Annotated in this window: 20 protein-coding genes; 5 read left to right on the plus strand and 15 right to left on the minus strand. The window is 41.3% G+C overall.

The window, feature by feature from the left end:
• Nucleotides 1-16: 16 nt before the first annotated feature.
• From ftsX to P4V41_RS02745, 3 genes are all read right to left on the minus strand, one after another.
• Nucleotides 17-910, minus strand: coding sequence for a permease-like cell division protein FtsX (gene ftsX / locus P4V41_RS02735; RefSeq protein ID WP_137791962.1), 894 nt, complete (start codon nt 908-910; stop codon nt 17-19).
• The gene (ftsE, locus tag P4V41_RS02740) at nt 900-1,586 is read right to left on the minus strand and encodes a cell division ATP-binding protein FtsE (protein WP_137791963.1); all 687 of its coding nucleotides are present in this window, start codon (nt 1,584-1,586) and stop codon (nt 900-902) included. The genes ftsX and ftsE overlap by 11 nt, the downstream gene beginning before the upstream one ends.
• 453 nt (nt 1,587-2,039) lie before the next feature.
• Nucleotides 2,040-2,900, minus strand: coding sequence for a YitT family protein (locus P4V41_RS02745; protein ID WP_328083466.1), 861 nt, complete (start codon nt 2,898-2,900; stop codon nt 2,040-2,042).
• Nucleotides 2,901-3,297: 397 nt separating this feature from the next.
• On the opposite strand from P4V41_RS02745, the gene P4V41_RS02750 reads away from it, so the two are divergent.
• Nucleotides 3,298-4,299 (plus strand): nuclease-related domain-containing protein, encoded by a 1,002-nt coding sequence (locus tag P4V41_RS02750; RefSeq protein ID WP_328083307.1) that lies wholly within the window; start codon nt 3,298-3,300, stop codon nt 4,297-4,299.
• 23 nt (nt 4,300-4,322) lie between these two features.
• Here P4V41_RS02750 and P4V41_RS02755 read toward each other — a convergent pair whose 3' ends face one another.
• On the minus strand, nt 4,323-8,390 hold the full coding sequence (locus P4V41_RS02755; protein ID WP_328083308.1) for a S8 family serine peptidase: 4,068 nt from the start codon (nt 8,388-8,390) through the stop codon (nt 4,323-4,325).
• A gap of 345 nt (nt 8,391-8,735) precedes the next feature.
• On the opposite strand from P4V41_RS02755, the gene P4V41_RS02760 reads away from it, so the two are divergent.
• Complete coding sequence (locus tag P4V41_RS02760; RefSeq protein ID WP_328083309.1) at nt 8,736-9,980, plus strand: helix-turn-helix transcriptional regulator; 1,245 nt, start codon at nt 8,736-8,738, stop codon at nt 9,978-9,980.
• Nucleotides 9,981-10,032: 52 nt separating this feature from the next.
• On the opposite strand, the gene tatC is transcribed toward P4V41_RS02760, so the two are convergent.
• The 3 genes from tatC to P4V41_RS02775 form a co-directional block, all read right to left on the minus strand.
• Nucleotides 10,033-10,797, minus strand: coding sequence for a twin-arginine translocase subunit TatC (tatC, locus tag P4V41_RS02765; RefSeq protein WP_328083467.1), 765 nt, complete (start codon nt 10,795-10,797; stop codon nt 10,033-10,035).
• Nucleotides 10,798-11,152: 355 nt separating this feature from the next.
• The gene (gene tatA, locus P4V41_RS02770) at nt 11,153-11,338 is read right to left on the minus strand and encodes a twin-arginine translocase TatA/TatE family subunit (protein ID WP_197129014.1); all 186 of its coding nucleotides are present in this window, start codon (nt 11,336-11,338) and stop codon (nt 11,153-11,155) included.
• A 57-nt stretch (nt 11,339-11,395) separates the two neighbouring features.
• Nucleotides 11,396-13,027, minus strand: a complete 1,632-nt coding sequence (locus P4V41_RS02775) for a PhoX family protein (protein ID WP_328083310.1) — start codon at nt 13,025-13,027, stop codon at nt 11,396-11,398.
• Between the two features lie 429 nt (nt 13,028-13,456).
• Here P4V41_RS02775 and P4V41_RS02780 point away from each other — a divergent pair, with 429 nt between their 5' ends.
• Nucleotides 13,457-13,609, plus strand: coding sequence for a hypothetical protein (locus tag P4V41_RS02780; protein ID WP_328083311.1), 153 nt, complete (start codon nt 13,457-13,459; stop codon nt 13,607-13,609).
• A 310-nt stretch (nt 13,610-13,919) separates the two neighbouring features.
• On the opposite strand, the gene prfB is transcribed toward P4V41_RS02780, so the two are convergent.
• Nucleotides 13,920-15,018 (minus strand): peptide chain release factor 2 gene (gene prfB / locus P4V41_RS02785; protein ID WP_225218695.1). Its coding sequence is split into 2 segments (ribosomal slippage): nt 13,920-14,954 and nt 14,956-15,018, totalling 1,098 coding nucleotides; the frame shifts between segments, so codons are not numbered across the junction.
• 132 nt (nt 15,019-15,150) lie between these two features.
• Nucleotides 15,151-17,670: a preprotein translocase subunit SecA gene (gene secA / locus P4V41_RS02790; protein WP_328083312.1), complete on the minus strand. Its 2,520-nt coding sequence runs from the start codon at nt 17,668-17,670 to the stop codon at nt 15,151-15,153.
• Nucleotides 17,671-17,882: 212 nt separating this feature from the next.
• On the opposite strand from secA, the gene P4V41_RS02795 reads away from it, so the two are divergent.
• Nucleotides 17,883-18,509 (plus strand): hypothetical protein, encoded by a 627-nt coding sequence (locus P4V41_RS02795; RefSeq protein WP_328083313.1) that lies wholly within the window; start codon nt 17,883-17,885, stop codon nt 18,507-18,509.
• A gap of 376 nt (nt 18,510-18,885) precedes the next feature.
• On the opposite strand, the gene P4V41_RS02800 is transcribed toward P4V41_RS02795, so the two are convergent.
• Nucleotides 18,886-20,514 (minus strand): long-chain fatty acid--CoA ligase, encoded by a 1,629-nt coding sequence (locus P4V41_RS02800; protein ID WP_328083314.1) that lies wholly within the window; start codon nt 20,512-20,514, stop codon nt 18,886-18,888.
• Between the two features lie 225 nt (nt 20,515-20,739).
• Here P4V41_RS02800 and P4V41_RS02805 point away from each other — a divergent pair, with 225 nt between their 5' ends.
• Nucleotides 20,740-22,599: a dihydroorotate dehydrogenase gene (locus tag P4V41_RS02805; protein WP_328083315.1), complete on the plus strand. Its 1,860-nt coding sequence runs from the start codon at nt 20,740-20,742 to the stop codon at nt 22,597-22,599.
• A 20-nt stretch (nt 22,600-22,619) separates the two neighbouring features.
• On the opposite strand, the gene P4V41_RS02810 is transcribed toward P4V41_RS02805, so the two are convergent.
• The 5 genes from P4V41_RS02810 to P4V41_RS02830 all read right to left on the minus strand — a co-directional run bounded on the left by P4V41_RS02810 (nt 22,620) and on the right by P4V41_RS02830 (nt 26,326).
• Nucleotides 22,620-23,102, minus strand: a complete 483-nt coding sequence (locus tag P4V41_RS02810; RefSeq protein ID WP_328083316.1) for a DinB family protein — start codon at nt 23,100-23,102, stop codon at nt 22,620-22,622.
• Nucleotides 23,103-23,286: 184 nt separating this feature from the next.
• Nucleotides 23,287-23,841, minus strand: a complete 555-nt coding sequence (gene hpf / locus P4V41_RS02815; protein WP_144697887.1) for a ribosome hibernation-promoting factor, HPF/YfiA family — start codon at nt 23,839-23,841, stop codon at nt 23,287-23,289.
• Between the two features lie 420 nt (nt 23,842-24,261).
• Complete coding sequence (cspC, locus tag P4V41_RS02820; RefSeq protein ID WP_034314312.1) at nt 24,262-24,462, minus strand: cold shock protein CspC; 201 nt, start codon at nt 24,460-24,462, stop codon at nt 24,262-24,264.
• Between the two features lie 241 nt (nt 24,463-24,703).
• The gene (locus tag P4V41_RS02825; protein WP_130296881.1) at nt 24,704-24,901 is read right to left on the minus strand and encodes a cold shock domain-containing protein; all 198 of its coding nucleotides are present in this window, start codon (nt 24,899-24,901) and stop codon (nt 24,704-24,706) included.
• 225 nt (nt 24,902-25,126) lie between these two features.
• Entirely contained in the window at nt 25,127-26,326 is a 1,200-nt protein-coding gene (locus tag P4V41_RS02830) for a DUF819 domain-containing protein (RefSeq protein WP_328083317.1), read from the minus strand.
• Nucleotides 26,327-26,357 lie beyond the last annotated feature (31 nt).

The following is a 26,357-nucleotide window of genomic DNA, read 5'->3' on the forward strand; positions in this document are numbered from 1 at the left end:
TTTCTGCTATCTTTACTTAAATCTTCAAGAACTTACGAACAGACGTTAAGCTTCCCCAAACGCCGATCACTCCACCGATCAGAATCATCAACAGCGCTAGCTGCGGGATAAGTGGTGTTACTGGCAACAGCTCAATGAATACTGTTCCTAATTTTTGATTAACGATATCGAAAATCGCTTGATAGCCTACCGTGATAACAACGATCGGAAGAATAGCCCCAGCAACACCTAGCGCAAATCCTTCAATGAAGAACGGCCAGCGGATAAATCCATTTGTCGCACCCACGAGTTTCATAATTTCAATCTCGCGTCTTCGTGTTACGATCGTTAATTTTATAGTATTTGAGATAAGGAACATCGCTGTGAATACAAGTCCTAATACGAGGACGATTCCAACGTTACGGGCAACATCAGTTACTTTAAAGAGTTTCTCGACGGTCCCTTGTCCGTACTCAACCTTGTTTACAAATTTAAATTTCTCAACTTCTTTTGCTACAGCAGCCGTATCTTGCGGCTTTTCTGTGTAGATGATGAACGCATCTCGCAACGGATTTTCGTTCTTAAGTGATGAGAAGGCTTCCCCTTCATCTCCTAGACTTTCAATCAGTTCATCAAGACCTTCTTCTTTAGATTGATACTCTACCGTTTTTACCTTACCAAGCTTTTCTAGCTCTTGTTTGTAAGCATCATATCTTTCAGGCTTTTCCGTTCGCTCGATGTAAGCTCTGATCTGTACATCGTCTTCGATCTGACTTGCAATATAGTTAATGTTCAAGAGGATTGCCAAGAACACACTTACTAATAGCAATGTTACCGTTACTGCAGAGATGGAAGCAAAGGACATCCAGCCGTTTCTTCCCATGCTCTTGAATGCTTCTACGAAATGACGTTTTAATGTTCTAATCTTCATAGCCGTAATCCCCCTTCGCCTCATCACGTACAATTCGGCCGCCTTCGATGGCAATTACGCGCTTTGTGATCGTATTTACAATTTCTTTATTGTGAGTCGCCATAACAACTGTTGTTCCACGAGCGTTGATCTCTTTAAAGATCTCCATGATCTCCCACGCTGTTTCTGGATCAAGGTTACCTGTCGGCTCATCCGCGATAACAACTGGAGGATGGTTTACGATCGAACGTGCGATCGATACACGCTGCTGCTCTCCACCTGATAACTCGTCAGGGAACATGCGCGCTTTGTTTTTTAGTTTTACAAGATCAAGAACTTCCATAACACGTTCTCTGATCACTTTTGGAGATTCTTCAATAACTTCTAATGCAAACGCTACGTTTTCGTATACCGTTAAACGCGGCAACAGTTTAAAGTCTTGGAAGATAACCCCGATCTTTCTTCGTACTTTAGGAATCTGTCTTTCTTTTACTTTTGCAAGGTTTGTTCCATTAATGATGATTGAACCTTGTGTCGGTTTTTCTTCACGATACATACATTTTATAAACGTGGATTTACCTGCTCCACTTGGTCCGACTACATAAACAAATTCACCTTTTTCTATGTAGACGTCAATCCCGTTAAGTGCCATAACACCGTTCGGGTATGTTTTCCATACATCAACCATTTCTATCAAACAAAATCACTTCCTTACTACCCCAAAAAATATTTCCCTGATCAATCAACAAGTTCTATATAAAGGTCTTTCGACAAATACGCGATATATGTCAGTTTTTTTCCGCAATAACTATTATAACATCTTGCACTGACAATTTTATTACAGTTGTGTTTCATCTTCCCTCAAACAAGGGACCATGGTCATGTTTTCTAGATTCCGTAGTACTTAAAATACGACACAATTCACTGTAATCCTTCATATATCATAAAAACCTGCACGGAGACTTTTCGACACTGGCGCCATAAAACCGACCATCGTTGTGGGTTTTCGGGTCTTTTGACCTGGTATTCCAAGAGTTTTTCATTTAGTAGTTCGTGAATTCTAGTAAAATGGGCATATATGTGTGAAAAGTACTAGTGAATAAAAGAAAGCCAGTCGAGATGAGTCCCAACTGGCTGCGTTCTTGATTGATTATCCTCGTTTAAAGCCCTCTCCTAACACTTCGTTCGCATTCACAACGATTACGAAAGCATCTGGATCGACACCTTTCACGTATTGTTTCAATTTTGTTACTTCATATTGAGCCACAACGACCATCAACATCGGCCGTTCATCTTGCGTATAACCGCCGAAGGCATTGATCTTCGTAACGCCACGATAGATGTGAGTTAGTATGCCTTGACGAAGCTCATCTTCTTTATCTGATATGATCAACGCCATTTTCGTCGTTCCAAGCCCGATTTGTACGACATCGATCGTTTTTGCCGTAATGAACATCGCGATAAGTGCATACAGAGCTTGTTCAATGCCGAAAAATAGTGCAGACGACGTAACGATCGTTCCGTCTATGAGTAGGATGATCGATCCGAGTGATGCACCCGTATATTTATGGACGATCTGTGCGAGAAGATCAACGCCACCCGTAGAAGCTTTTCCGCGGAACACGATCCCAAGCCCAGCACCGATTCCGAGTCCGCCGAATATCGCGCCAAGCAATGGATCTTCCGTCGCCGCTCCCCAGCTTTCAAAAATAAAGACAAAGAACGGAAGTACAACGGTTCCAACAAGCGTTTTTGCACCGAATCTTCGGCCGAGGAAGAATAATCCCGCAAAGAAGAGTGGAATGTTTAAACTCCACTGTACAATGGAAGGTTTCCATTGAAAGAGTCCGTATAGAATCGTCGATATCCCGCTCACGCCGCCAGAGGCGATCTGGTTCGGTAACAGGAATACCGAGAATGCGAGTGCCACCAGTCCTGATCCAATCACAACATATACATATTCTAAAATGAGTTCAATGGTCGGGTGAAGTATCCCCCGTCGTTTTCGCATAGCCATCATCATTGCTGTCTTTAACCCTCAAACTTTCATAAGGAATTTCTTTAAACCGAGAAAAAGTATACCAATCACAGTATGCCCTTGTAAATGAGACCTTAGTGCCGCGGTGATGAGGTGAAGTACGCTTGATTGCTGTGAGAAATGTTTAACTTGCTGTAGTGCACATTCTTACACGGTGGAGTAATAATTGTCATGAAATGTCGAAAATCGGATAAAAAATTTTATGTACCGAATTATTACTTTTAATTAAGGATATATTTCCATTTACCTCGGAATTAATTGTAATTACCTCGTAATTATTCCTTACGAGCGACAATTTTGTCTATTTCAGTATTTGCATGACTACTCAAACACCTTCAATAATAAGAAAAAACAGTTGAGGTGGTTGAATTTGATAAAAAAACATCGCTCAATGCCGGTTATTATTTATAAATTGAAATCACTTTTGAAGAGAATACCAATCTCAGAGACAAAAAAAGAAGAAATTCAAGATGCTCTCAGAAAATACGAATCAGGTTATCGGGGTGAACAATCGATGGACTATTTTTATCGATACTTGCCACAAAACAACCTTAATTTGCTTCACGGAATAAGGATTTCTCATCAAGATTACTTTTTTCAAATGGACACACTTATTATTACACCAAACTTCCTTCTTATTATTGAGAGTAAGAATATTGCTGGACATTTGTATTTTGAGAGTTCATACGATCCGATGATTCGAACGCTAAAGAATCAGCGAGAAGCTTTCGATAATCCAGTGGAACAAGTAAAAAGGCAGTCTTTTCACTTATTGCATCTTTTACAAAAGCTGAAGATTACAGACCTAGCTATTGAATCTCTCGTAGTTATGACTAATCCGAAAGCAATTACAGAATTCTCGCCTACCTATAAAGAAGCTCGATCAAAAGTAATCAGAAGCTCTGGTCTCATGTCCAAATTTGATGAGTTAAGCAATAAGAACACAAAGGAAATGTTGCAACCAAACGAAATGAAGAGACTAATTAAGTATCTAATCAAACAACACACACCTGAAGAACCTAATGTATGTAACATTTTTCAAATAAATAAGGATGACTTACTACGAGGCGTATTTTGTCCGAGTTGTGAGACTGAAATTTTACAACGAGTAAAAAGATCCTGGTATTGTTTCACTTGTAAAAGTTACTACAATAAAGCACATGAGGCAGCATTAGTAGACTATGCTCTCCTAATATCCAATAAAATCTCTAACAAGTCATGCAAACAGTTTTTAAACCTATTAACTAATGACCAAGCCTACCATCTGCTTCGAACCTTAAACCTCCCATTCATCGGCAATCGAAAATCCCGCGTCTACCATCTCGAGGACCTCGTTAAAAAAACAACCTCTAAGGAAGGTGCTTCTCCTTAAAGGTTGTTCAGCTGTAATCACCGTTATTGTTGGATGCCTAGTTCGACTAAGATGGTTTCTAGTGTTTTTCCTTGGTATTTCTTTCTTGGTGATGGTGTATCGTCAATATGTTGGTTTTGCAGGAGATAGTTTTTCTGTACGAATTTCATATCTTTTGCATCTACCTTTCCGTCAAAGTTAATATCCGCGGCACGTTTTCCAGTTCCCCACGCATTTTGAATCTCGATGGCATCATGGATATCGATCACGTTATCTTGGTTCACGTCTCCCGCTTTTACATCTAGTGCGGTAATAAAGCGGCTTTGTGCGTATAATTCACCTTTGTGCTCGAAACCGATATACAACTCTTCTTTAGTTAGGAAATGACCTGGCACTCTCATTTCCACTGTGAATGCTTCTTTTTGAAGTGGAAGTTTGTCGTACTTGTACTGACCGTTATCAGCGATGCGTGTAGATGGATCATGTGCGTTACCTTTTGCATCGATAATCTGTACAGTTCCTCCTACTTTCGTCCAATCGCGTCTTTCTGTAACTGTTCCTGCTTCGTTCTCAAAGCCTTCAGGCGTTACATAGCCGTTTGCAGTAGAGAACTGCGGTTTTACTTTCCAACTGAACTGAGCTTGCAGAACGGTTGATGTATTAGCGTTGTTATCCGTTACTTTTACAATTGGTGCTACTGCAGCTCGTGTCGCATAATAATCATCATTTACTTTTAACGTAACTTCTACTAGCTCGGCGTGGTCTAGTGTTCCACTGCCATCTTTAAACTCAACTGTTACAATTCCATCTTTCACCACAATAGTTGCTTTGTCTTTAAATGCGTCTGTTAATTTAGCATCAATAAGAGAAACCGCGGCAAAGCTACTATTGTTAAAGTTCCATTCTGCTTTGGTCAAATCATTTAAGTTATCCAATACTACAGTTGCTTTGACAGCATCCCCTGTCTTCACAGGAACTTTTTTACTCTTCGTATACGAAACAGGTGTGCCCTCTTTTACAAAATAGTAATTCTTCTGTACAGCCGGATTACCTGCTAGATCGAAACCGTCCATACGGAAGTTAAGTGCCGTTACATTTTCGTTCATCGCGATCTCTTCAACGAATCTACCTTCATTGTCCATCTTGATCGGAGAAGATGGGAACGGTGTGTTCCAATAATAGATCATTGAGTTTGATGATTGATCTACGTTCAAGCCGACTTTCTTCATCTCATCAACGAGAGGATCCTTAATTTTGATGTCAAACGGATACGTCTCTTGACCTGGCTTGTATTCTAAGAACGGAGAATCACCGTCAAGTGAGCTTTCAAACGTAGGTTCATCAATATCGATGAACGCATGTCTATAATCTGTTAGCTGTTTACCAGTGGCTGTTGTTGAAATAAACTTCAGCTTATAGTAACCGGCTGGTGCGTACGAGACTTCAGAATCAACTGGATTTGTTTTATCACCTGTAAATTTGTTGTACATCCCACTAAATGCGTTTATTACGTAATAACTTTGATTCTCGTTACGACCTTCAAGGTTCATGATACCGATCAAGCCCAGATCTTTCCCTGATTTTCCGTCTTGAAGAACGACTTCCATCTTTTCCATCGGAGATTTAAAGTTAAATTCCATTGGCGTATAAGTCGAACGGTAATTGAAAAATCCTGCTGTATTCAAATAGTTAGGCGCGATTGCTGGCGTTGAAAGCTCTAGTTTGTTGTAGCCCTCTTCCGTAATGCGAACACTGAACGGAATTCTGTAGTGTTCAGCTGCTTTCGATTGATTCGTCAGCGTAATGTACCCTTCGTAAATTCCCTCTTTTGCTTTCTTAGGAATATTGATTCCTGCTGATACCTTTTTAAAATCGTCACCTGCAATCTTAATTTCGTCTGGAATAGAGATCTCGATTCCGTTCTTCTTCAAGCTTGGTGAGCCTTTTGTTTCTTCTACTTCCACTTTGAACGTCTTCTTCACTTTTTCATTGTTTAGAACTGTAATGGACTTCTTTAATGAAAGTTTTTCGCCTGCATAATGACTTCCATACGCAATTCCACCTGTACGTTCTTTAATTTTCACAAGATTTGTAGAGCTAGGAATCAACGTTTCATCGTTCACTTGAAAGCTCGTCCCACTGTAAACAGCCTGATAAGGATCTACACGTCCTGCTCCCACTTCAAATACCGAATAATCTCCGTTTAACGGATCAGCTGTATTCATTAAAATCGTTTTTACATCCTCAGGCTCTAAGTTAGGATTAGCATCAAGCATAAGAGCTGCGATACCAGCAGTATGCGGAGCGGCCATCGATGTACCTGAATATCGAGAGTACGCGTAATCATAGTTTGCTTGGTTCGCTGGGTTCACCATATATGATGGGACCGTAGAAAGAACGGCAACTCCAGGTGCTGTAACTTCCGGCTTCATATCGTACGTCTGTCTCGCTGGACCTCTCGAACTGAAAGCAGCTAAACGATCGCCTTCTGTTTGAATCTCAGCATGCTTCCCGAACGTAAAACTCGATTTACCTGCAGAGATTTGAGTTTTAATCTTTTCACCCGCTACTTTTGTTAACGAGAATGATGGAATAAATGTTGTCGACTCACCAAGGTTTGCTTCAATAACTCCATCCACGTTGTTATATAGAAGAACCGCAACCGCACCGTTTTGTTTTGCGAGTGTCACTTTTTCGTTCAATGTTGTTTCACCGCGAGCAATGAGGGCGATCTTTCCTTTTACATCTTTACCTGTGTAATCAGTCGGCTTACCTAACCCCACATCCACAAGATCATATGACTTACCTTGTAGTTCGTTCAATCGATCAGCATAATGACGTGCGAGTCCTGTTAGTTGAAGTCCACTCTCACTGCCCACTGATCCTTTAAAAGAAGCGACCGTCATCGGTACGTCACTCGCTCCAATCGTAAGCGCTAATGCAGCAGCACCAGGTGAACCAAGTGTGTAAGCGTTCGGACCTGAATTTCCAGCAGAAACAACAGCAGTCACATCATTAAGAACCGCATAGTTGATCGCTGTACTCGTCGGATAATACGGATCGTTGATACCTGCACCTAACGAAAGGTTGATTACGTCCATTCCGTCTTTAACCGCTTTCTCGATGCCTGCGATAATGCCTTCAGAAGAGCCAGTCCCATATGGACCTAACACACGATACGCATAAATATCAGCATCTGGCGCCACACCTTGAACGGATACATTCGGGTTCGTGCCTTGACCAGCGATCGTTCCTGCAACATGCGTGCCATGAGAAGTGTAATACGCGTTGCCGTTAAACTCTGGCTTTTTAGAGTCTTGCCAGTTTTTATACGTCGTTTCCATCGGATCGCTGTCGTTATCAACAAAATCATATCCGCCTTTATACGCTTCTTTTAAGTCTGGGTGATTGTAGTCGATCCCTGTGTCTAAGATCCCCACTTTAACACCTTCACCTGTAATTCCTTCATTATGTAGCTGGTCGATTTTTAAGTAAGGAATGCTTTCCACTGAAGTTCCCGCACTGTTGCTGTTCAGGGCTTTTTCTTCTCCCATCGCAATTGGATCCACTTTAAACGTTACATCTTTATAAATAGCCTTTACGGATTCTGACTGCAGGAGTGTTTCTACCTGATTGGCAGGAAGTTTCATCGCCACACCGTTATATACCGTTTTGTATGTGGATGTAATTCTATGTGTTGATTTTTTTGTCAGAGGAGCGATAGAGGGAATGAGCGCCTCAACATCTTTTTTAAATTGAGCATGCTCTTGATCTACTTTGCTGTCAGCTTGTTGGCGCGAGATCTTTTTACCTTTTAACTGAGCGTCCAACACTGCAGCTTGTCCAGGCTTTGATTGGAATTGAACGATTACTGATATTTCTTTTTCGCTCTGCAGTTCTTCTTTCTTAAAGCCTTGAAGACCTTCAACATCTGTTAGTTCGAGCTGTTTTAAAGCTTCTCTTTGTTTCGCGGTAAGAGATGCTAGAATATCCTCGGCTTGAAAAGGTGCTGCACTTGTTTGCTGTGTGAACATCGTTGTGCTTGGCGATAGCAGCAATCCTGCAGCTAATGTAAGGGCAGTAGATTTTTTAATAAAAGATATCTTTTTCATCGTTTCCCTGCTTTCTTTGTAATTAATGAATTTCTGGTCATCATTTATATATGAATCTCTTAGATGTAAAATTTTCCTAGCAAAACAATAAGAGTTGTATCCTCCTTTCTATTTTTTTGAATTTTTTGTAGATTCGAATGTAATTGTAATAGCAATAACCCCTTGCCGCTATCGGGGTTTCATACATGACTCACTGCCTATATCAACACAGAAAATAATAGAGATTTATACAAAAATGAAGAGAGAAATAGGGAAATAGACTTAATAATCGTCTAACTGATTTGGGGTTTTCTTTAGTAGAATAGAAATATTAGAGAATTGTTGTTAGAGACAGGGGGTCATCTCATGCTAGAAGGAAAAATCATTAAATTCTACCGCGAGCTTAGAAATATGACACAAAAAGAGCTCGGCGACGGAATTTGTTCAGGTACACATGTGAGTAAGATCGAACGGGGATTAACTGAGGTCTCCTATGAAACGATTCAATTTTTAGCGAATCGATTGCAGATCGATATTCAAAATGAGATGAAATTGTACAGAAGCGTGGAACTTCTTTTAAAAAAATGGGAAGAAGCAATCATTATGAAACTGGACAACAAAACAGAAAACATTAAGAAACAACTTGAACAGATCCCTTTATTGCAGATTCCAGATTTTTATCGTACTCACACTCTATTGTTAACACGTTATTACATACTGACAGAACAGCCATCCAAGGTAGAAACCCTACTTCAAGAGATGGATAAATGGACAGAACTCTCACATCGTGAACAGAGCATGCTTCTGCATATTAAAGGAATCTATGGACTTCAGATGAAGCATGATTATTACGAAGCGATCGATCTTTTAAAACAGGTGGATCCCGCATACTACAATAATGCAGAATACTATTATCATATGGCTGTCGCTTATCACTCTACCAATTCTCGTGTGCTTTCGTATTATTACGCTAGTAAAGCACTTAGCTATTTTGAAAAAGCCCATTGCTATGTAAGGGTGATCGAAACAGAGATGCTGATGCTGATTCAAATTGAACAAGAACCAACAAGCGGACCTCAAAACGAAAAGTATCAAGAACTCATCGAAATGTGTGAGAACTTCGGTTTGGAGAAACAAAAAGCGCTTCTTCTGCACAACTTTGGCTATCATTCTATCCTTCATGGGAATTTTGAAGATGCATGCCGGTACTACAAAGAATCGATGCAGCTAAAAGATCCTAGCACTTCAAACTACTTAGGATCTCTCGAAGGGTATGTGAACGCCGCTACTCTTCTTGAAAAAGAACCTGCGACAACCATTCTTCAACTCGCAGAAAAAGGGTTGAAAACTGCACAAGAAACCGGCAGCACGACATTCGTTCACTTCTTTCACATGCATATCTATCGATTGAATAAACAAGACGATCTTTATTATCACTATCTTGAAACAGAATTGTATCCACATTTAAAAAAATTGGGCTATGTATTACCCGCTGAACACTATGAGATCAGGCTGTTTGATTTTTATAATGGTAATGGCGATGTTAGACGGGCAAATGAATATGCAAAATACATAGCGGACAAGAACCGCCGGACCAATCAGTTTGTTTAATTTGTTTATAAGATAAAGAAAGGAAGCCGAAAAATTGGCTTCCTTTTAAAATTTATGAAGGACGTTTCATCTGCACGACCTTATTTTCTTCTTCCATTGCGAGTTGTTCTTTTGCAAGCTTCTTTTTATAGACCACGCGTGACAGCATGATGCTGATCTCATAAAGGACGAGAAGTGGGATGACGACTAGGAAATCGGATACTAAGTCTGGCGGTGTGATCAAAACAGCAACGACCACAAGTCCGAAATACGAGACTTTTCTAGCTTTTGTAAGCACGTTTGGATTTAAGATGCCGAGCGATGTTAAGAACATGACCACTAACGGAATCTCAAACAAAAAGCCGAACGGAAGCGTTAGATTCATCATAAACTTAAAGTATTTTTCTGATGTGAAGAATGTTTGGAAATGTCCCTCTGACAAGCTCAATAGGAAGTTTAGAACCATCGGATAAACGATAAAATAACCGAATGCTAAACCTAGAACAAATAAGAAAAACAGTGCTGGAATATAGGATAAAGTCACTTTCTGCTCTCTTTTACTCAGTGCCGGTTTGATGAACATCCATGTCTGATGCGCCGCAACCGGGATGGTGAATGCAATCGCGATGACACCAGAAATCATAAAATACACCCACAGGATCTCGCTTGGTCCAAGAACAGCAAGCTGCTGATCCAGATCACGAATCAGCCAGTCATAAATCGGCTGAACGTAAAAAAATGAAACAGAAAGTACCGTTATGAATACGGCGAGCGTAATAATGATGCGTTTTCTAAGCTCACCAAGGTGTTCGACGAAGTACATCTCTTCAGCTTTCATCATAAAACAGCCTCCCTTTCTTTAATTAGCGGTTCATTTTAGTGTTGAGTTGTGCCGTGAGACCTTATGAATCATGTGTATGGATCTTCAATCCAGAAGTTTTGACTTTCAATCCACGAGTTTGGACACTCAATCCACAAATTTTAGCTTCCAATCCACGAATTTGGACCTTCAATCCAGAAGTTTCAGCTTCCAATCCACGAGTTTGGACACTCAATCCACAAGTTCCAGCTTCCAATCCACGAGTTTGGAACCTCAATCCACAAGTTTCAGCTTCCAATCCACGAGTTTAAAATCGCAACAGGTATAATCAAAAAGATGCGGACTTAACCGCGCCCGCATCTTCCACTTTTCTTTATTTAGACTGCGGCTTTTCTTCTTTTTCATCAGAAGACATGAGGTCTTTCGCTGAGTGCTTAAACTCGCGAAGCGTGCTTCCGAATGCTCGTCCGATCTCTGGCAGCTTAGATGGCCCGAAAATGATAAGCGCAATGATTAAGATCAAGATCAATCCTGGTACTCCGATGTTTGTGAAACCCATGTAGATCGCCTCCTCAAATTTTGGTGATCAATTGTTACCTTCTGTCTCTCAAAAAAATTAGAACTTGAAACCAGTAATCGCTACAACTGACGGACGTGGCGTGTTGCCTCCACGCACTTGCGGCCATGTACTTGTAGGATTTGCTTTATCTTCTGTTTCCTCACCCGGGTGCTGAACACTCAAGAACAATGTTTTTTCATTCGGCGTAAAAGATGGTCCTGTTAACTCGGCTTCTTTTGGAGCAGATGCAAACTGGAACGCCTCGCCTTTATCACGGCCGATCGTAGGAATCATGAACATTCCGTTGTTACCAAAGCTTGTCCACGCACCAGAATTCAGCTTGCTTGATGAAATGTCCGTCACAGTCCAAAGGTTTGCATTTGAATCAAACGTTAGATTGTCAGGCGCACTGAATCCGCTTTGACGTCCTCCAGCTGCAAAGATCTCAAATTCAAAGCTCTCTGCACCATGATCTTCGTCTTTTTCAAAAAAGCGTGTAATGTGACCATGAATGTTGCCGTGTTTGTCGTTGTTCGTGTGTGCGATGAATACCGTACCATCCAGTGGTGAGATCTCCACGTCTTCCGGGCGATCTGTTGGTGTCGCACCTAGAAGGATGGCAGCATCATGTGCGTTAACCACTACATCACCTTGTGTTTTGAACATTTCTAAAAGGTCAGTTTTGCCTGCTGCTTTTTCACGAACAGCTTCGATCGTTAATGGAAGCCATTTGCCGTTTGCAAGATCTGCCGCATATAGCGTTCCCTCTTCTAAAAGCTTGCTGTTGTCTTTCCCTTTAGCTGCAGCATACTTGCCTTTACTCACAAACTTGTACACACAAGCATCTTTCTTGTCATCTCCCATATAAACGACTACACGCCCGTCGTTAGAGATACCAACGCTTGCGTTTTCATGGTTGAAGAGTCCAAGAGCCGTGTGCTTTCTTACTTTAAAGTTAGGATCAAAAGGATCAACCTCAATCACCCAGCCATAATGCGTTTGATCCAAATTAGCTGATTTCGAAGTTTCTTCATAGTTCTCTTCGCAAGATAAAACCGTGTTCCATGGTGTACGTCCACCAGAACAGTTCGCAAACGTTCCTTGTGCCGTTGTTGCACCATTTACAGCTGCCGTACCTTTCGCAGGTCCAGTTAGCGCGAACGGTGTAAGTCCTGTTACACGTCGAGCGTAGATCGAATTTTTTTCCATTGTCCACTTGCCGTTCTTCACTTTCACTTCAATAATAGAACCGCCCTGATTGTAGAGCATCTTTTCAATCTGAGCCGCAGTGTACTTGTCGTTTACTTTTTCGCCTTCTACATATAATGGATTCGTGTACTCATGATTTACCCATAGCAAACCATGTTCACTGGATTTGTCGATCGGAAAATACATCGTAAAATCATTGTTGAATCCAAACGTGTCACCTTTTTTATTAATGACATCACCATAAGAGGCAATCACTTCATATTTATATCCTTTTGGAAGAACAAGATCATCTTTGTCCGTTGGTGCGATCGGGTGAAACTTAAATCCCTTTTTACGAGGCTTCATGCGCATCAAGCTATCTGACTGTGCATTAGCAGTTTCTGATAAAGCACCTAACCCAGTCGTAGCTGCAGCAAGTGCCGTTGCCCCCGTACCCAAATACGTTAAAAAGGTTCTTCTATCCAATGGCTTCTTTTCCATGTCCATTTCCCCCTAGACCGAATAATTAATGTTGCAACTATAAGAATACTGGCGAAATATTAAGGTACTATGTAGAAGATTTAAACAAATGTTTAAGAATTTTTTGTTTTTTATAAAGTTACAATGTTTGCCGACATAAAATGAACATGGCAAACGATAGAGTCAAAAGTAAGTAAAAGCCTTTAGTTTTTACATCTTAGACACGATGATAGAAGCGAGAATCGTGGAGAGGAAATAAACAACTTTCAAAAAGATAATTATCTCATCAAAACTTTTATATGATGAAGATTTCTGCTATAGAAAATATAAGTTGGGAAAATAGGGGAATTTCCTTTATAATTAAAAAGACAAATGTCCATGTTTTTTCCCAATATACAATCCAACTTAGATAGGTATAATTAACTAGAGAGCATTATTAGGAGTGAAGTGATGCATATAGAAGTGGGGAGTTTCGTCATCTATAACGGCCAGGAGTATCAAGTCGTTTGGATTTATGACAATGGAAACGTGGAGATCGTAACAGACGGACAACATAGAAAGATCGAGCTCGTACAAGAGAGAGATCTCACACACATACGATAAAAAAACTTCCGGAAGCAAGCAGCCCGGAAGTTTTGTTTTTGTTTCGGTTCATTTTTGTTGTTTGTGTTTCATGGTTTGTAATGGAAGCTTACTTGCAATCGCTAGGTACTAGAAAGGGTTTGGTTTTTAACACCTTCGATAAGTTGATTGGAGCGGAAGGTGCGAGACTCCTGCGGGACAAGCGGTCAGGTGAGACACTTAATGGCGCGTAGCGGCAAGTGGCTCACCGCCTGCCCCGCGGAAAGCGAAGCACCTGGAGCGCAGATCAACCTCATTCACCAATCGCAGCCCAACCTAACAAAAGGTTTTTTTACAACTTAGAACGCAAATAAGAATCAATAAACGGCGTGATCTCACCATCCATCACAGACTGCACATTACCAACCTCAGTATTCGTCCGGTGATCCTTCACAAGACTATACGGATGGAAAACATAAGAGCGAATCTGACTCCCCCAGCCGATCTCCTTCTGCTCACCACGAATTTCATTCAACTGAGCCTGCTGCTCTTCCAAACGACGCTGCACCAATTTCGCCATCATCATCTTCATCGCACGCTCACGGTTCTTGATCTGTGAACGCTCCGTTTGACACGAAACTACCGTATTCGTAGGAATATGTGTCATACGAACAGCAGAGTCAGTCGTGTTAACGTGCTGCCCACCTGCTCCAGACGCACGATACGTATCAATTTTAAGATCCTCCGTACGAATCTCAATCTCTGTATCGTCTGTGATCTCAGGCATTACTTCACACGAAACGAAAGACGTATGACGACGGCCAGATGAGTCGAACGGTGAAATACGAACAAGGCGGTGAACCCCTTTTTCGGCTTTTAAATAGCCATACGCGTTATGCCCTTTAATGCTCAGCGTTACAGATTTTACCCCTGCTTCATCACCTGGTAAGTAATCAAGCGTTTCTACTTTATAGCCTTGACGCTCTGCATAACGCGTGTACATACGAAGCAGCATGGACGCCCAGTCTTGAGACTCTGTACCACCCGCACCTGGATGAAGTTCTAAGATCGCGTTGTTTTTATCATATGGTTCGTTCAATAAAAGCTGAAGCTCAAAATCATTCAGCTTTGTGATTAAGGTTTTTAAATCTTTTACAAGTTCTTTCTGAAGATCTTCATCCGCTTCTTCTTTTACAAGCTCGTGTGCGATCTCTAAATCTTCATAAGCTGACGCAAGTTCTTCAAACTCGTTCACTTGTTCTTTTAGCCCATTCGCTTCATTAATCACGACTTGTGCTGCGTTCTGATCATCCCAAAACGTAGGCGCACTCATCTCTTCATCTAGTTCTGCGATACGCGCTTTCTTCGTATCGAGGTCAAAGAGACCCCCTAAAGTCGTTGATACGTTTTTCAATCACGTTTAATTCCTGTTTTACTTCTACTAAATCCATAGTCTTTGCACCTCATCTTATAGTTGTTCCATCTTTAAAATATGCGAACGCTGTTAAAGTTAATCCTTTTTCACATCTGATTACAAGCGCAAAGAGAGCCTATTAAAAGACTCTCTTCACTCACGCAACTTCCTATTCTTGTTCAGCTCCGTGACATTGCTTGTATTTCTTTCCGCTTCCGCATGGACAAGGATCATTACGTTTGATGTCTTGTGCTTTACGAACCGGTTTCTTCTTTTTTGCTGTATCTTGTTTATCGCTCGGAACAACGGCTTTACCTTCAGCCACTTGTTCACGCTGCATGTTTTGCTCGATTTGAGATTTTAAGATATACGTTGTAACTTCCTCTTCAATCGCCGCAACCATCGCTTCAAACATCTCGAAGCCTTCAAACTGGTATTCACGCAACGGATCGTTCTGACCGTAAGCACGCAGGTGGATACCTTGACGAAGCTGTTCCATCTGGTCGATGTGATTCATCCATTTGCTATCAACGGAACGAAGGATTACCGCTTTTTCAAACTCAGCGATCTGTTCAGCAGGAAGCTGTGTTTCTTTTTCAGCAAACGCTGCGTGTACTTTCGCTGAAATCTTCTCGATGATCTCTTCACGATCTAGACCGAATAGATCTTTTTCTGTAAACGTCGGCTCTGTGAACATGACAGCATTCACATAGTCTGCGATTTCTTTCGTGTTCCACTCTTCTTGAACTTCCGCTTCTGGTGTGTGAACCGTAACGATTCGCTCAAGTGTAGAATCGATCATGCGAAGAACGATATCACTTAAGTTCTCAGCATCTAGCACTTCTTGACGCTGTGCATAGATAATTTCACGTTGCTGACGCATAACATCGTCATATTGTAGAAGCTGTTTACGAGCATCAAAGTTCGATCCCTCTACACGTTTTTGTGCAGATTCTACGGCTTTTGTAACCATTTTAGACTCGATCGGCGTCTCTTCATCCATACCAAGACGCTCCATCATCGTCATCAAATTGTCTGAGCCGAATCGACGCATCAATTCATCTTCCATCGAGATGTAGAAGCGAGATGAACCTGGATCTCCTTGACGACCCGCACGACCACGCAACTGGTTATCGATACGGCGTGATTCGTGACGCTCTGTACCAAGGATGTGCAATCCGCCAACTTCAAGAACTCCTTCACCAAGCTTGATATCCGTACCACGACCAGCCATGTTCGTTGCGATCGTAACCATGCCAAGCTGACCTGCATTTTCGATGATCTCTGCTTCACGCTCGTGGTTTTTCGCGTTTAACACGTTATGCTTAATCTTACGCTTCGTTAAAAGCTGTGAAAGTAGTTCAGAGGTTTCAACGGCAACCGTACCAACAAGGATCGGCTGTCCTGTTTTATGACGCTCTTCAATTTCAGCTGCAATCGCCTTGAACTTCCCTTGCATCGTTTTATAAATAAGATCTGATCTGTCATCACGAGCGATTGGACGGTTCGTCGGAATACAGATAACATCCATGTTGTAGATGTTGCGGAATTCCTCTTCTTCCGTTTTCGCTGTACCTGTCATACCAGCAAGCTTATTGTACATACGGAAGTAGTTCTGGAACGTGATCGTCGCAAGTGTCATGCTTTCACGCTGAATCTCCAAACCTTCCTTCGCTTCGATCGCTTGGTGAAGACCATCGCTATAACGACGACCAGCCATCAGACGTCCTGTGAACGGGTCAACGATAACGATTTCGCCGTCTTGAACGACATAATCCACATCACGCTGCATGATGATGTTTGCTTTTAACGCTTGGTTAATATGGTGATTCAGTGTTACGTGCTGATAATCATATAAGTTATCGATCGAGAACATCTGCTCTGCTCTGTTGATACCATCTTCAGAGAGCTGAACGTTCTTCGTCTTTTCATCTACTGTATAATCTGTTTCTTTTTTTAGCTGACGCACGAACATGTTAGCCATCTGATAAAGCTGCGTTGATTTTTGAGCAGAACCTGAAATGATGAGCGGTGTACGCGCTTCGTCAATTAAAATCGAGTCAACCTCATCGACGATCGCATAGTTACGGCGCTGTACCATCTGTTCTTTATAAACCACCATGTTGTCACGCAGGTAATCAAAGCCGAACTCATTGTTCGTACCATACGTGATATCTGCTGCGTACGCATCACGCTTCTCTTCTTTTGAAAGGTCAGATACGTTCAATCCAACACTTAAACCTAAGAAATTGTACAGCGGCGCCATGATCTCAGAGTCACGGCGAGCCAAATATTCATTGACTGTAACAACATGAGTTCCTTTGCCTTCAAGTGCGTTCAAATAAACCGGCATTGTCGCTACTAACGTTTTACCTTCACCAGTTTTCATCTCGGCAATGTTACCTTCATGAAGCGCAACCGCACCCATAATCTGTACAGGATAATGACGCATGTTCAATACACGAGCTGATGCTTCACGCACAGTCGCAAACGCTTCAGGGAGAAGGTCATCCAGAGATTCCCCTTTTTCGATACGGCTCTTGAACTCAGCCGTTTTGTTCGCCAAAGCTTCATCATTTAAAGCCTTGAACTCTTCAGCTAACGTTTCCACTTTTTCTGCAATTCTCTCGTATCTATTCAACGTTCGGTCATTGGAACTTGGAAAAATCTTTTTCAAAATGCTAATCATCCGAATAACGCTCCCTGTTCTCGAAAATTATATACCACTTCTATTCTACCAGTTTGTGAAACGAGCCACAAGAAATCCCAAATCTTTTCAACAAAATTGTAGCATTCATCCTAAATAAACTTCCTATATATGTGAAAAATTTGATACTTTCATAGAGACTACAGACCTAAATTTTGGTAAAATAATATAAAGATGGATGGGGGAGGTTCTGCATGGAAAAGACAGATCTAGACAGGACAAACAACACAGGACAAGGGCAAGCACAAGGATTGCAGCTGCAGCAAAATAAGCAGCGAAGTGAAAAAAGCAAGACGATCATTATAACCCTCGTTCTCAGCTTCTTCATCATCGGTGGCCTTGGCACATGGGGATATTATTCACTGTTCGGACCTAATTCTGCAGCGAGTGTAAACACACCGTCTGATGAGGAATTGACGGAGGCTGAAAAATCAAGCGGCACCGCGCTTTTTAAGCCGACCATGGAAGTTCCTAAAACCGAGATCCAAAGACGAATCAATGTGATTCATGAATTTTGGAACGGAGAGCTCGGCTATGATAAATGGTCGAACTATACAGTAGATACACATACACCGGCATTAAAAGAAATTGAGATAGATATTCGGAATAAAATCCTGCCATATGTTGCGGGTCCATTAAAGTTAGACATCGAGAATGCGCTTAGCAAGATTGAGAAAAGTATGAGTTCTGAGAGTGTAGAGCCATTAAAAGGCGTTCACCGCATCTTTCACGATCTCGATATTTCGTTAAACGACTACAAAGCTAGCGATTATTGGAATGTTACGAAAACGGGTAAGTGGATTGAGAAAGAAGTAAAGTAATAGATAGAATGGGCACTGTTCTCGTGGTTGACTGAGGGTGGTGTTTTTTTGTTCGATACTTGTATTGAACGGGCAACCTGCATCTAAAAATCACGTTATTTGTCGAAAATCGGATAAATTATTTTATCTACGGAATTATTCTGCTTTTTTACGGATATATTTCCTTTTACCTCATATAAAATGTCTTTATCTGCGGATATATTTTCCGATGTTTTCTTGATGCGCACAAAACCTTTTTATGTTCATTCAAGCTGCACACTTTTGGGGTATTAGCCATCTTCTGTTACACAACATTTGGCCACGTTCTCAATTTCTAGAGTAAAAAAGAATTAAAAAAGAGACTTACTTGAACAAAATCAAGTAAGTCTCTCAAATTTTACGATTTCGCAGTTGTCATATAATGATCTTTCAACTGATCACGCAACGTTCGCTTTAAAAACTTACCCACCGACGTTTTTGGGATCTCATCCATGAACACAATGTCGTCTGGAATCCACCACTTCGCAAACTGCGGTCGCAAAAATTCCACAATGTCTTCTTTTGGCACTTTTCCTTTAGCATCAGGCTTCAACACAACACATGCGAGCGGCCGCTCCTGCCATTCTGGATGAGGCACCGCGATAACGGAAGCTTCAAAAACATCAGGAAACGCCATAATTGCATTCTCTAAATCTACTGACGAGATCCATTCGCCCCCGCTCTTGATCAGGTCCTTCGTCCGGTCAACGATCTTCACAAATCCTTCTTCATCTACTGTAACAACATCCCCGGTATGAAGCCAGCCATCGTTGAACGTCCCTTCTGTCCGGTCATCATTGTAATATTCATCCGCGATCCAGTTCGATCGAAGCAACAGCTCGCCCATCTCGTTGCCGTCCCACTTCACTTCCCCGTTTGCGCCAATCACTTTCATTTCAACACCCTGCACGACATAACCTTGTTTTGCTTTATAATCTAATTTCGTTTCTTCGTCCAGATCCGCTTGATATGTTTTCAGTCGCGTTGCGATTACAAGTGGACTCGTTTCCGTCATACCATAAGCATGCATAAACGGAATGTTATGTTTTTCCTCGAACGTTTTGATCATTCCTTTTGGTGCAGCAGATCCTCCGCAAATAACCGCTCGAAGACTAGAAGTATCATAACTATTCTGTTCGAGTTCTTGAAGAAGCCCCATCCAGATCGTTGGTACACCTGCAGCAAAGGTTACTTTTTCCATCTCAATCAGTTCCGCTAAAAGCTGTGGCGTGAATCGCGGTCCAGGCATCACTTGCTTCGAACCGAACCAGGTTGCCGCATACGGAAGTCCCCAAGCATTTACGTGGAACATCGGCACAACTGGCATAAGAACATCACTTTCTGATACAGAACCGCCATCAGCAAGTCCGAGTGACATTGAGTGAAGCACGGTCGAGCGGTGTGTGTACGTTACACCTTTTGGATTTCCGGTTGTTGCAGACGTGTAGCACATTCCAACTGGGTCGTTTTCATCAACATTTTGCGGAAACTCATAAGCTGGGTCACCTGTTTCTAGTAGTTTTTCATAATGATAGAGAGGCTGAAGCGGCGATTGCGGCAGCTCGTCTTCATCGGTCATCAAAATATACGCTTTTACATTAGGAATATGATCTTTAAGTGCTTCAACAAGAGGTAGAATGTCCTGATCTACGAATAAAATCTGGTCATCGGCGTGATTGATAATATATGCAATATGCTGAGGGGAAAGTCGGATATTGATCGTGTGAAGAACAGCTTCCACACCTGGAATGGCGAAATAAGCTTCTAGATGACGATGGTGGTTCCATGCAAGTGTTCCAACCCGCTCACCCTTTTGAACACCAAGTCGTTTTAGCGCGCTCGAAAGCCTGCGTGTTCGCTCACCAATCTCCCTGTAACTGAACCTCCTAATTCCGGACATCGTGCGGCTCGTTACTTCCTTTTTAGCAAAATACCGCTCCGCATGCTCTAGCATACTTGTAACTCGAAAAGGCACATTCATCATCATAACTACTTCTCCTCCTTAAATAGTAAACATAGTCATCAGTGTAAGCGTTTTCATGTTACTGACTAGTTCCCCTTACCTACTTCAAAATCCTGCTGTTAAAACAGATTACAAAGGAACAAAACGTAGAAAAACACGAAAAATATTTTTCAGCTGAAAAAAGTTTGAAATTCCATCCAGTTTTTGCGTTACACTTATAAAAAACGGCATAAAAAGGAGTGTTTTCTTATGCCTGATTGGTCATATCATACCTTTTTTAAACCTCTTCTGTTTCGCATGAAATCCGAAACAAGCCGTGACCTAACTTTACATACGATGAACACCCTCGCCAAACTGCCATTTGGTGATAAAGTCATACAGTTTTTCGGTCATATGCAGCCAAGCAAAGAAGTAGAGCAGAAGATTATTGAGATCACCTTTCCCTCACCTGTTGGCATAAGTGGTAGATTAGATCCTCATCTGAACGGGACAAAAGCATTCACAAACCTTGGCTTTGGTTTCATTGAAGTAGGACCGATTACCATTCTGCCGCAGAAATCACATAAACCGATCATACGAAATGTAGAGAAAGAAACTCTCGTTTATGATCACCTTCATGAAAATTTAGGTCTCGATGCCACTTTAATAAAGCTTCAGTCTATGAGGACGACAATACCTCTTGGGATGATGATTAAGGGAGAAACACTCCAGGATTATGAGAAGCTTGTGCAAAAAATCGATGAACATGCTGCTTTCTTTATTATCGATGTTGAAGGCATTTCATATTTAGAGCGGATCAAGGAACTTACATCTAAACCTCTTCTATTGGAGCTTACTCATAAAAACGTGAAGAATTTTACAGAAGACATTGCTGTAGATGGCTATATCATACGAGAAGGAATTGAAAGTGATGATGACGTCGAACTTGGACAGATGGAGATGCATCATCTAAAAGAAAGTATTCAACAGCTCTTGCCTTACAACAAAATGATTGTTGCTTCTGGTGGCGTTCATGAACCAAGTGATGCGATGGAACTTTTTCGGGAAGGTGCATCTCTCGTACAACTGCATAGCGGATTTGTTTATTCCGGACCAGGTCTTCCGAAGCGCATCAACGAACGTATTTTGTATGAAGAAAATCCTGTCTCTAAACCAATTGAACAAACAGGATGGATATCCTTTTTCCTGATGGGACTCGGTGTTTTCATTGCAGGCATCATCGCTCTAATCATCGGGCTGACCGAAGTTCTCTTACCCTATGATGAGCAATATTTAGGCATACAAAAAGAAGAGATTCAAACATTCAGTCATCACCTTTTTCACTTCATGTCTCATGATCGAATATGTCTAGCAGGTGTTATGATCTCGGCAGGTTTCATGTTCATGCAGCTTTCGTATCACGGTATTCGAAAAGGTGAACATTGGGCAAAAAAAGCGTATGTGATTGCTGCAGCGCTCGGTTTCTTAAACATCTTTTACTTTGTGGGTTTCGGCTATTTTGACAGACTTCACTTTGTCTATTATTTAATCATTCTTCCCTTTTTTCTTTATGGGCTTTTTAAATCTCGCAACCTCACTACAGGGTCAAAAGGGTCGAATCTCTATAACACGCTATCATGGAAAAGAAGTCAGCTAGGGCAGAGCTTATTTGTCATATCAGGTATGTGCTTGCTTTCTGCAGGTATCGTGATTTCCATCATCGGAATGAACGGAGTTTTTGTAAAAGAAGACTTAATGTTCTTCTCGCTAACACCTGAACAAATCAATGCGTTTAACGATAAATTAATTCCGTTAATCGCACACGATCGTGCTGGATTCGGCGGTGCTTTAATCTCAGAAGGATTTTTATTGTTAACCATTTCGTTGTGGGGTTATCGTGAAGGTGCAAAATGGGTGTGGTGGACACTGGCGCTTGGCGGTTTGCCAGGATTCTTAACAGGCGTTGGTACACATTTTATGATTGGATACGACAACCATTTTCACCTTTCACCCGCTTACCTATTGTTGCTCTTTTATTTAGTAGGATTGGTTTACTCTTACGCATATTTAAATCGTAGTGGTGAGAATCAATCGATAACTGTATCTGTATTGAAAGCAGAAAAAGTGTAGACGAGGAGTCTGCACTTTTTTCATTTTGCTTGTGTTTGTTTTTGAAGATGTACCGCCTTACGAATAGCAAGGATCGTGCCTAAATGAAGACCTTCATGATAAAAGGTTCGTGGCAGCACTTCTGCAAAAGTATTCATCCCTAGTTCAGTTGGTTCATCTAGCTCCTGATCGAGTCGATGACCAAACTGCTCCTGAATTACTTGAACCTGCTCCATCAACCGGTGGCGGAGCTCTTGAAGAGTTGGAGGCGTCCGCTGCCAATCCTCTGGCTTCGTTCCAAACCCGAATAACTCCCGATAATGAATTGGTGCCGGATTATCTTCACGGATTTTATGATACAGCCAATCGTATTGATCTAAAAAAATATGCCCCAAGTTCCAGCGGATGCTGTTGTTGAAACCCTCAGGAACAAAGTCAGCCTCCTCCTCAGTCAGTCCTTCCACAGCACTCAAAGTGTCGTGGCGAATCGCTGCAAGCTGTTTTAAAAGAATATCGTTTTTCATGGTTAGTAGCTCCTTCATTTAGAATTTATCGGCAAGAATTCAGTTTTATCGGCGAAATTCTGAATATATCGGCAAGAATTCAATTTTATCGGCGAGTTTTAAATTATATTGGCAACTTAACGATCTCAAAAATAAAACACACCCCAAAAGTGTCATGGGGTGTGTAGTCTAGTTTTGTATATAGTTAGTTCGTTCCTGCGATTAGGCCATATTTGCCGTCTTTACGTCTGTACACGACGTTCATCTCACCAGATTCAGCATTGTTATAAACGAAGAAGTTATGGCCGAGTAAGCCCATTTGGAGAATAGCTTCCTCTGTATCCATCGGTTTTAGATCGAATCGCTTTTCACGTACGATCTCGAAATCGTCCTCTTCCTCTAACAGTGCCGTTGATACGCCTTCTGTACCGTTAGCAAACATGTGCTTTGTGCCTTCAGCATTTCTAAATTTACGGTTTACTTTTGTTTTGTGTTTTCGAATTTGACGCTCTAATTTTTCTACCACCAAATCAATCGCAGCGTATAAATCCAAATGACGTTCCTCTGCACGAAGCAGAAGGCCCTTCATCGGTATCGTAACCTCAATGGATTGTTCATTGTTGTACACCTTTAAATTGACGTGTACTTCAGAGTTCGGAGTTTCGTTAAAGTACTTTGTGAGTTTCGTCACCTTTTTCTCAACGTAAGCCCTAATGGCTTCTGTCACCTCGATGTTTTCTCCACGAATGTTAAAATGCATAACTTAACTCCTCCTTTCGGTGATGTATATATATTTCGATATACCCCAAAAGAATTCCTCCGTAACATTTAAAATATTTTGACAATATTTTTACACTATCGACAAATTCTTTACAATGGCGAAAAACCTTATGAGACCGGGCAAAAGTCCATTTAGCAATTTATTAGATTTTTTTCACGAAACAAATATCCCTGTTTCTTATATTTACCAATTCCAATCTGACACAAAAATATATTTGACTCACATTCTGCTAGCTTCAAACTTTATGGTATACTAGGTATTAACCTTTAAAGCTTAAAACATTTTACAAAACCTGTTCCATCACCCTACTCGATTGATGAGTGGGGTTTTTTTATGTAAACTTTTTAGACAAAACAAAAAAACAGGCTCAAAAGAGAACCTGTTTTTGTATAACGAAGCTTATGCTTTTTGAACGTTAGCAGCTTGAGCGCCACGAGCACCTTGCTCAACTTCGAAAGTTACTTTTTGACCTTCGTCTAAAGATTTGAATCCTTCAGATTGGATCGCTGAGAAATGTACGAATACATCGTCTCCGTTTTCGCGCTCGATGAATCCGAAACCTTTTTCTGCGTTAAACCATTTTACTGTACCTTGTTCCATGATTGTTGCCTCCTAGTGCGTTTCCACACGATATATTGCTACTCTTGCCCAAAGTATTGTTAAAGAAGAAAAGTCGAAACTCATACAATCTTTTACACCGAACAAAAATAATCTAACACCATCATAACAGTGATTGCGTTATGTTGCAAACTAATGATTCATATTATGAAATATTTTCTAGAAATAAAAACCCGCCTGCCTAAAACAGACGGGATTAAAAGTATGGTCATATTGCCTGGAATTATAGTTTAGTTACGTTAGCCGCTTGAGGCCCACGAGCTCCATCTACAATATCAAACTCGACTTGCTGACCTTCATCAAGGCTTTTGAATCCTTCAGTGTTAATTGCAGAGAAGTGTACGAACACATCGTCTCCGTCTTCGCGCTCGATAAATCCAAAACCTTTTTCTGCGTTAAACCATTTTACTTTTCCTAACATGTTTCACAATCCCTTCATCATGCGAATCTTTGTATAGATCTTCTATACACTTTATAGTATGACATATACCCAAAAAAGTTGTCAAAGGCTTAAGATTGGCGAAAAATAAGAAGTTTTGTCGAAAAATCTCTACGTTTAAATCTGCATAAAAATACAATATCGACACCTATTATACAATTTTAATTATTAAAAAGAACCGATCAAATCGACCGGTCCTTAAAAAATTTACATCTGTGAGACCATCTGTGCGAGCTTCGCACAAACTATTGCGCCATACGTTCCAACAATGTTACCGAGTAATCCCATTAACAGGCCAACTGGCGCAAGCGCTGGTTGGAACACAGAAGCTACAACAGGTGCTGAACTTGTACCACCAATGTTTCCTTGTGAACCAACCGCCACAAAGAACATAGGTGAGCGTAATAATTTTGCTGCCGCAAACAAGAAAAGAATATGAATCGAAAGCCACACGATTCCCATTAAGATATATTGAGGTGCTTCAACAACATAGATCAAGTTCGCTTTTGCCCCGATAGTTGCAAGCAATAGATAGATTCCTGCATACCCTACTTTACTAGCTCCGTAATTTTCAAGTTCACGAACTTTTGTAAAGGATAGTACGATTCCAATCGCGGAAATGATCATAATTGTCCAAGTAGCAGCGTTTAGAATATCCCCTTGTGGCAGCTTCTCAGCAAACTTTCCAACCACAAACGCTAGACCAAAACCAAGACCAAGAATGGCAAGCAATTGAGGAATCGCAATCGGACGAGCATTCTTTTTCTCAAGCTCTCCAACCTGCTTGTTCACTTCCCCAATGATGCGGTTGTCGGCTTTATTCCACTTGTCAAAGCGAGCTTGGTAACCCGCAAGTGCGATCATGATTCCCATCCAGCTGTATCCAACAACCGTATCGACTACGATGATTGGTGACAAAATGTGTTCTGGTGTGTCCACTGCTTCAACGAGCGCTGCCATATTGGCAGAGCCCCCGATCCAGCTACCCGCTAGTGCAGCTACACCTGTCCAAGCGTCCTCTGGCAAGTACGGCTGGAATATTGCGAGCGCAATTGGTCCTCCAACGATTACCCCTACCGTTCCAGCTAAGAACATAAGGATTGCTTTCGGTCCAAGTTTCAGTGTCGCTTTTACGTTAATAGATAAAAGCAATAACAGCAATCCAACCGGCAGTATGTAAGCGGAAACAAAACTGTATAAATCAGAACTTGAAGGTATGATGCCAAGAGTTGTTGAGATCATAGGCAAAAAATACGTCCAGATCAGTGGCGGCGCATAGTGGAAAAACTTCCGTAGAATGTGGTTTTTGGATTCACCCAATATGAAAACGAAGCCAACAAGCGCTGCTAGATAAGCAAAAATCGCCATCGGTTCCTGAATGAGCGGTCCATTTGATGTTGCAAACATATCCCTATTCCCCCTTAAAATAACTTGAGTG

The organism is Fictibacillus nanhaiensis (genome assembly GCF_036213205.1).
Taxonomy (GTDB): domain Bacteria; phylum Bacillota; class Bacilli; order Bacillales; family Fictibacillaceae; genus Fictibacillus; species Fictibacillus nanhaiensis_E.

What these genes read in the sequence shown, in the direction of transcription:
- ftsX (WP_137791962.1), bottom strand. Translation starts at nt 910, where the DNA reads ATGAAGATTAGAACATTAAAACGTCATTTCGTAGAAGCATTCAAGAGC.
- P4V41_RS02745 (WP_328083466.1), bottom strand. Translation starts at nt 2,900, where the DNA reads ATGCGAAAACGACGGGGGATACTTCACCCGACCATTGAACTCATTTTA.
- P4V41_RS02755 (WP_328083308.1), bottom strand. Translation starts at nt 8,390, where the DNA reads ATGAAAAAGATATCTTTTATTAAAAAATCTACTGCCCTTACATTAGCT.
- P4V41_RS02760 (WP_328083309.1), top strand. Translation starts at nt 8,736, where the DNA reads ATGCTAGAAGGAAAAATCATTAAATTCTACCGCGAGCTTAGAAATATG.
- tatC (WP_328083467.1), bottom strand. Translation starts at nt 10,797, where the DNA reads ATGAAAGCTGAAGAGATGTACTTCGTCGAACACCTTGGTGAGCTTAGA.
- tatA (WP_197129014.1), bottom strand. Translation starts at nt 11,338, where the DNA reads ATGGGTTTCACAAACATCGGAGTACCAGGATTGATCTTGATCTTAATC.
- P4V41_RS02775 (WP_328083310.1), bottom strand. Translation starts at nt 13,027, where the DNA reads ATGGAAAAGAAGCCATTGGATAGAAGAACCTTTTTAACGTATTTGGGT.
- P4V41_RS02780 (WP_328083311.1), top strand. Translation starts at nt 13,457, where the DNA reads ATGCATATAGAAGTGGGGAGTTTCGTCATCTATAACGGCCAGGAGTAT.
- secA (WP_328083312.1), bottom strand. Translation starts at nt 17,670, where the DNA reads ATGATTAGCATTTTGAAAAAGATTTTTCCAAGTTCCAATGACCGAACG.
- P4V41_RS02795 (WP_328083313.1), top strand. Translation starts at nt 17,883, where the DNA reads ATGGAAAAGACAGATCTAGACAGGACAAACAACACAGGACAAGGGCAA.
- P4V41_RS02800 (WP_328083314.1), bottom strand. Translation starts at nt 20,514, where the DNA reads ATGATGATGAATGTGCCTTTTCGAGTTACAAGTATGCTAGAGCATGCG.
- P4V41_RS02805 (WP_328083315.1), top strand. Translation starts at nt 20,740, where the DNA reads ATGCCTGATTGGTCATATCATACCTTTTTTAAACCTCTTCTGTTTCGC.
- P4V41_RS02810 (WP_328083316.1), bottom strand. Translation starts at nt 23,102, where the DNA reads ATGAAAAACGATATTCTTTTAAAACAGCTTGCAGCGATTCGCCACGAC.
- hpf (WP_144697887.1), bottom strand. Translation starts at nt 23,841, where the DNA reads ATGCATTTTAACATTCGTGGAGAAAACATCGAGGTGACAGAAGCCATT.
- cspC (WP_034314312.1), bottom strand. Translation starts at nt 24,462, where the DNA reads ATGGAACAAGGTACAGTAAAATGGTTTAACGCAGAAAAAGGTTTCGGA.
- P4V41_RS02825 (WP_130296881.1), bottom strand. Translation starts at nt 24,901, where the DNA reads ATGTTAGGAAAAGTAAAATGGTTTAACGCAGAAAAAGGTTTTGGATTT.
- P4V41_RS02830 (WP_328083317.1), bottom strand. Translation starts at nt 26,326, where the DNA reads ATGTTTGCAACATCAAATGGACCGCTCATTCAGGAACCGATGGCGATT.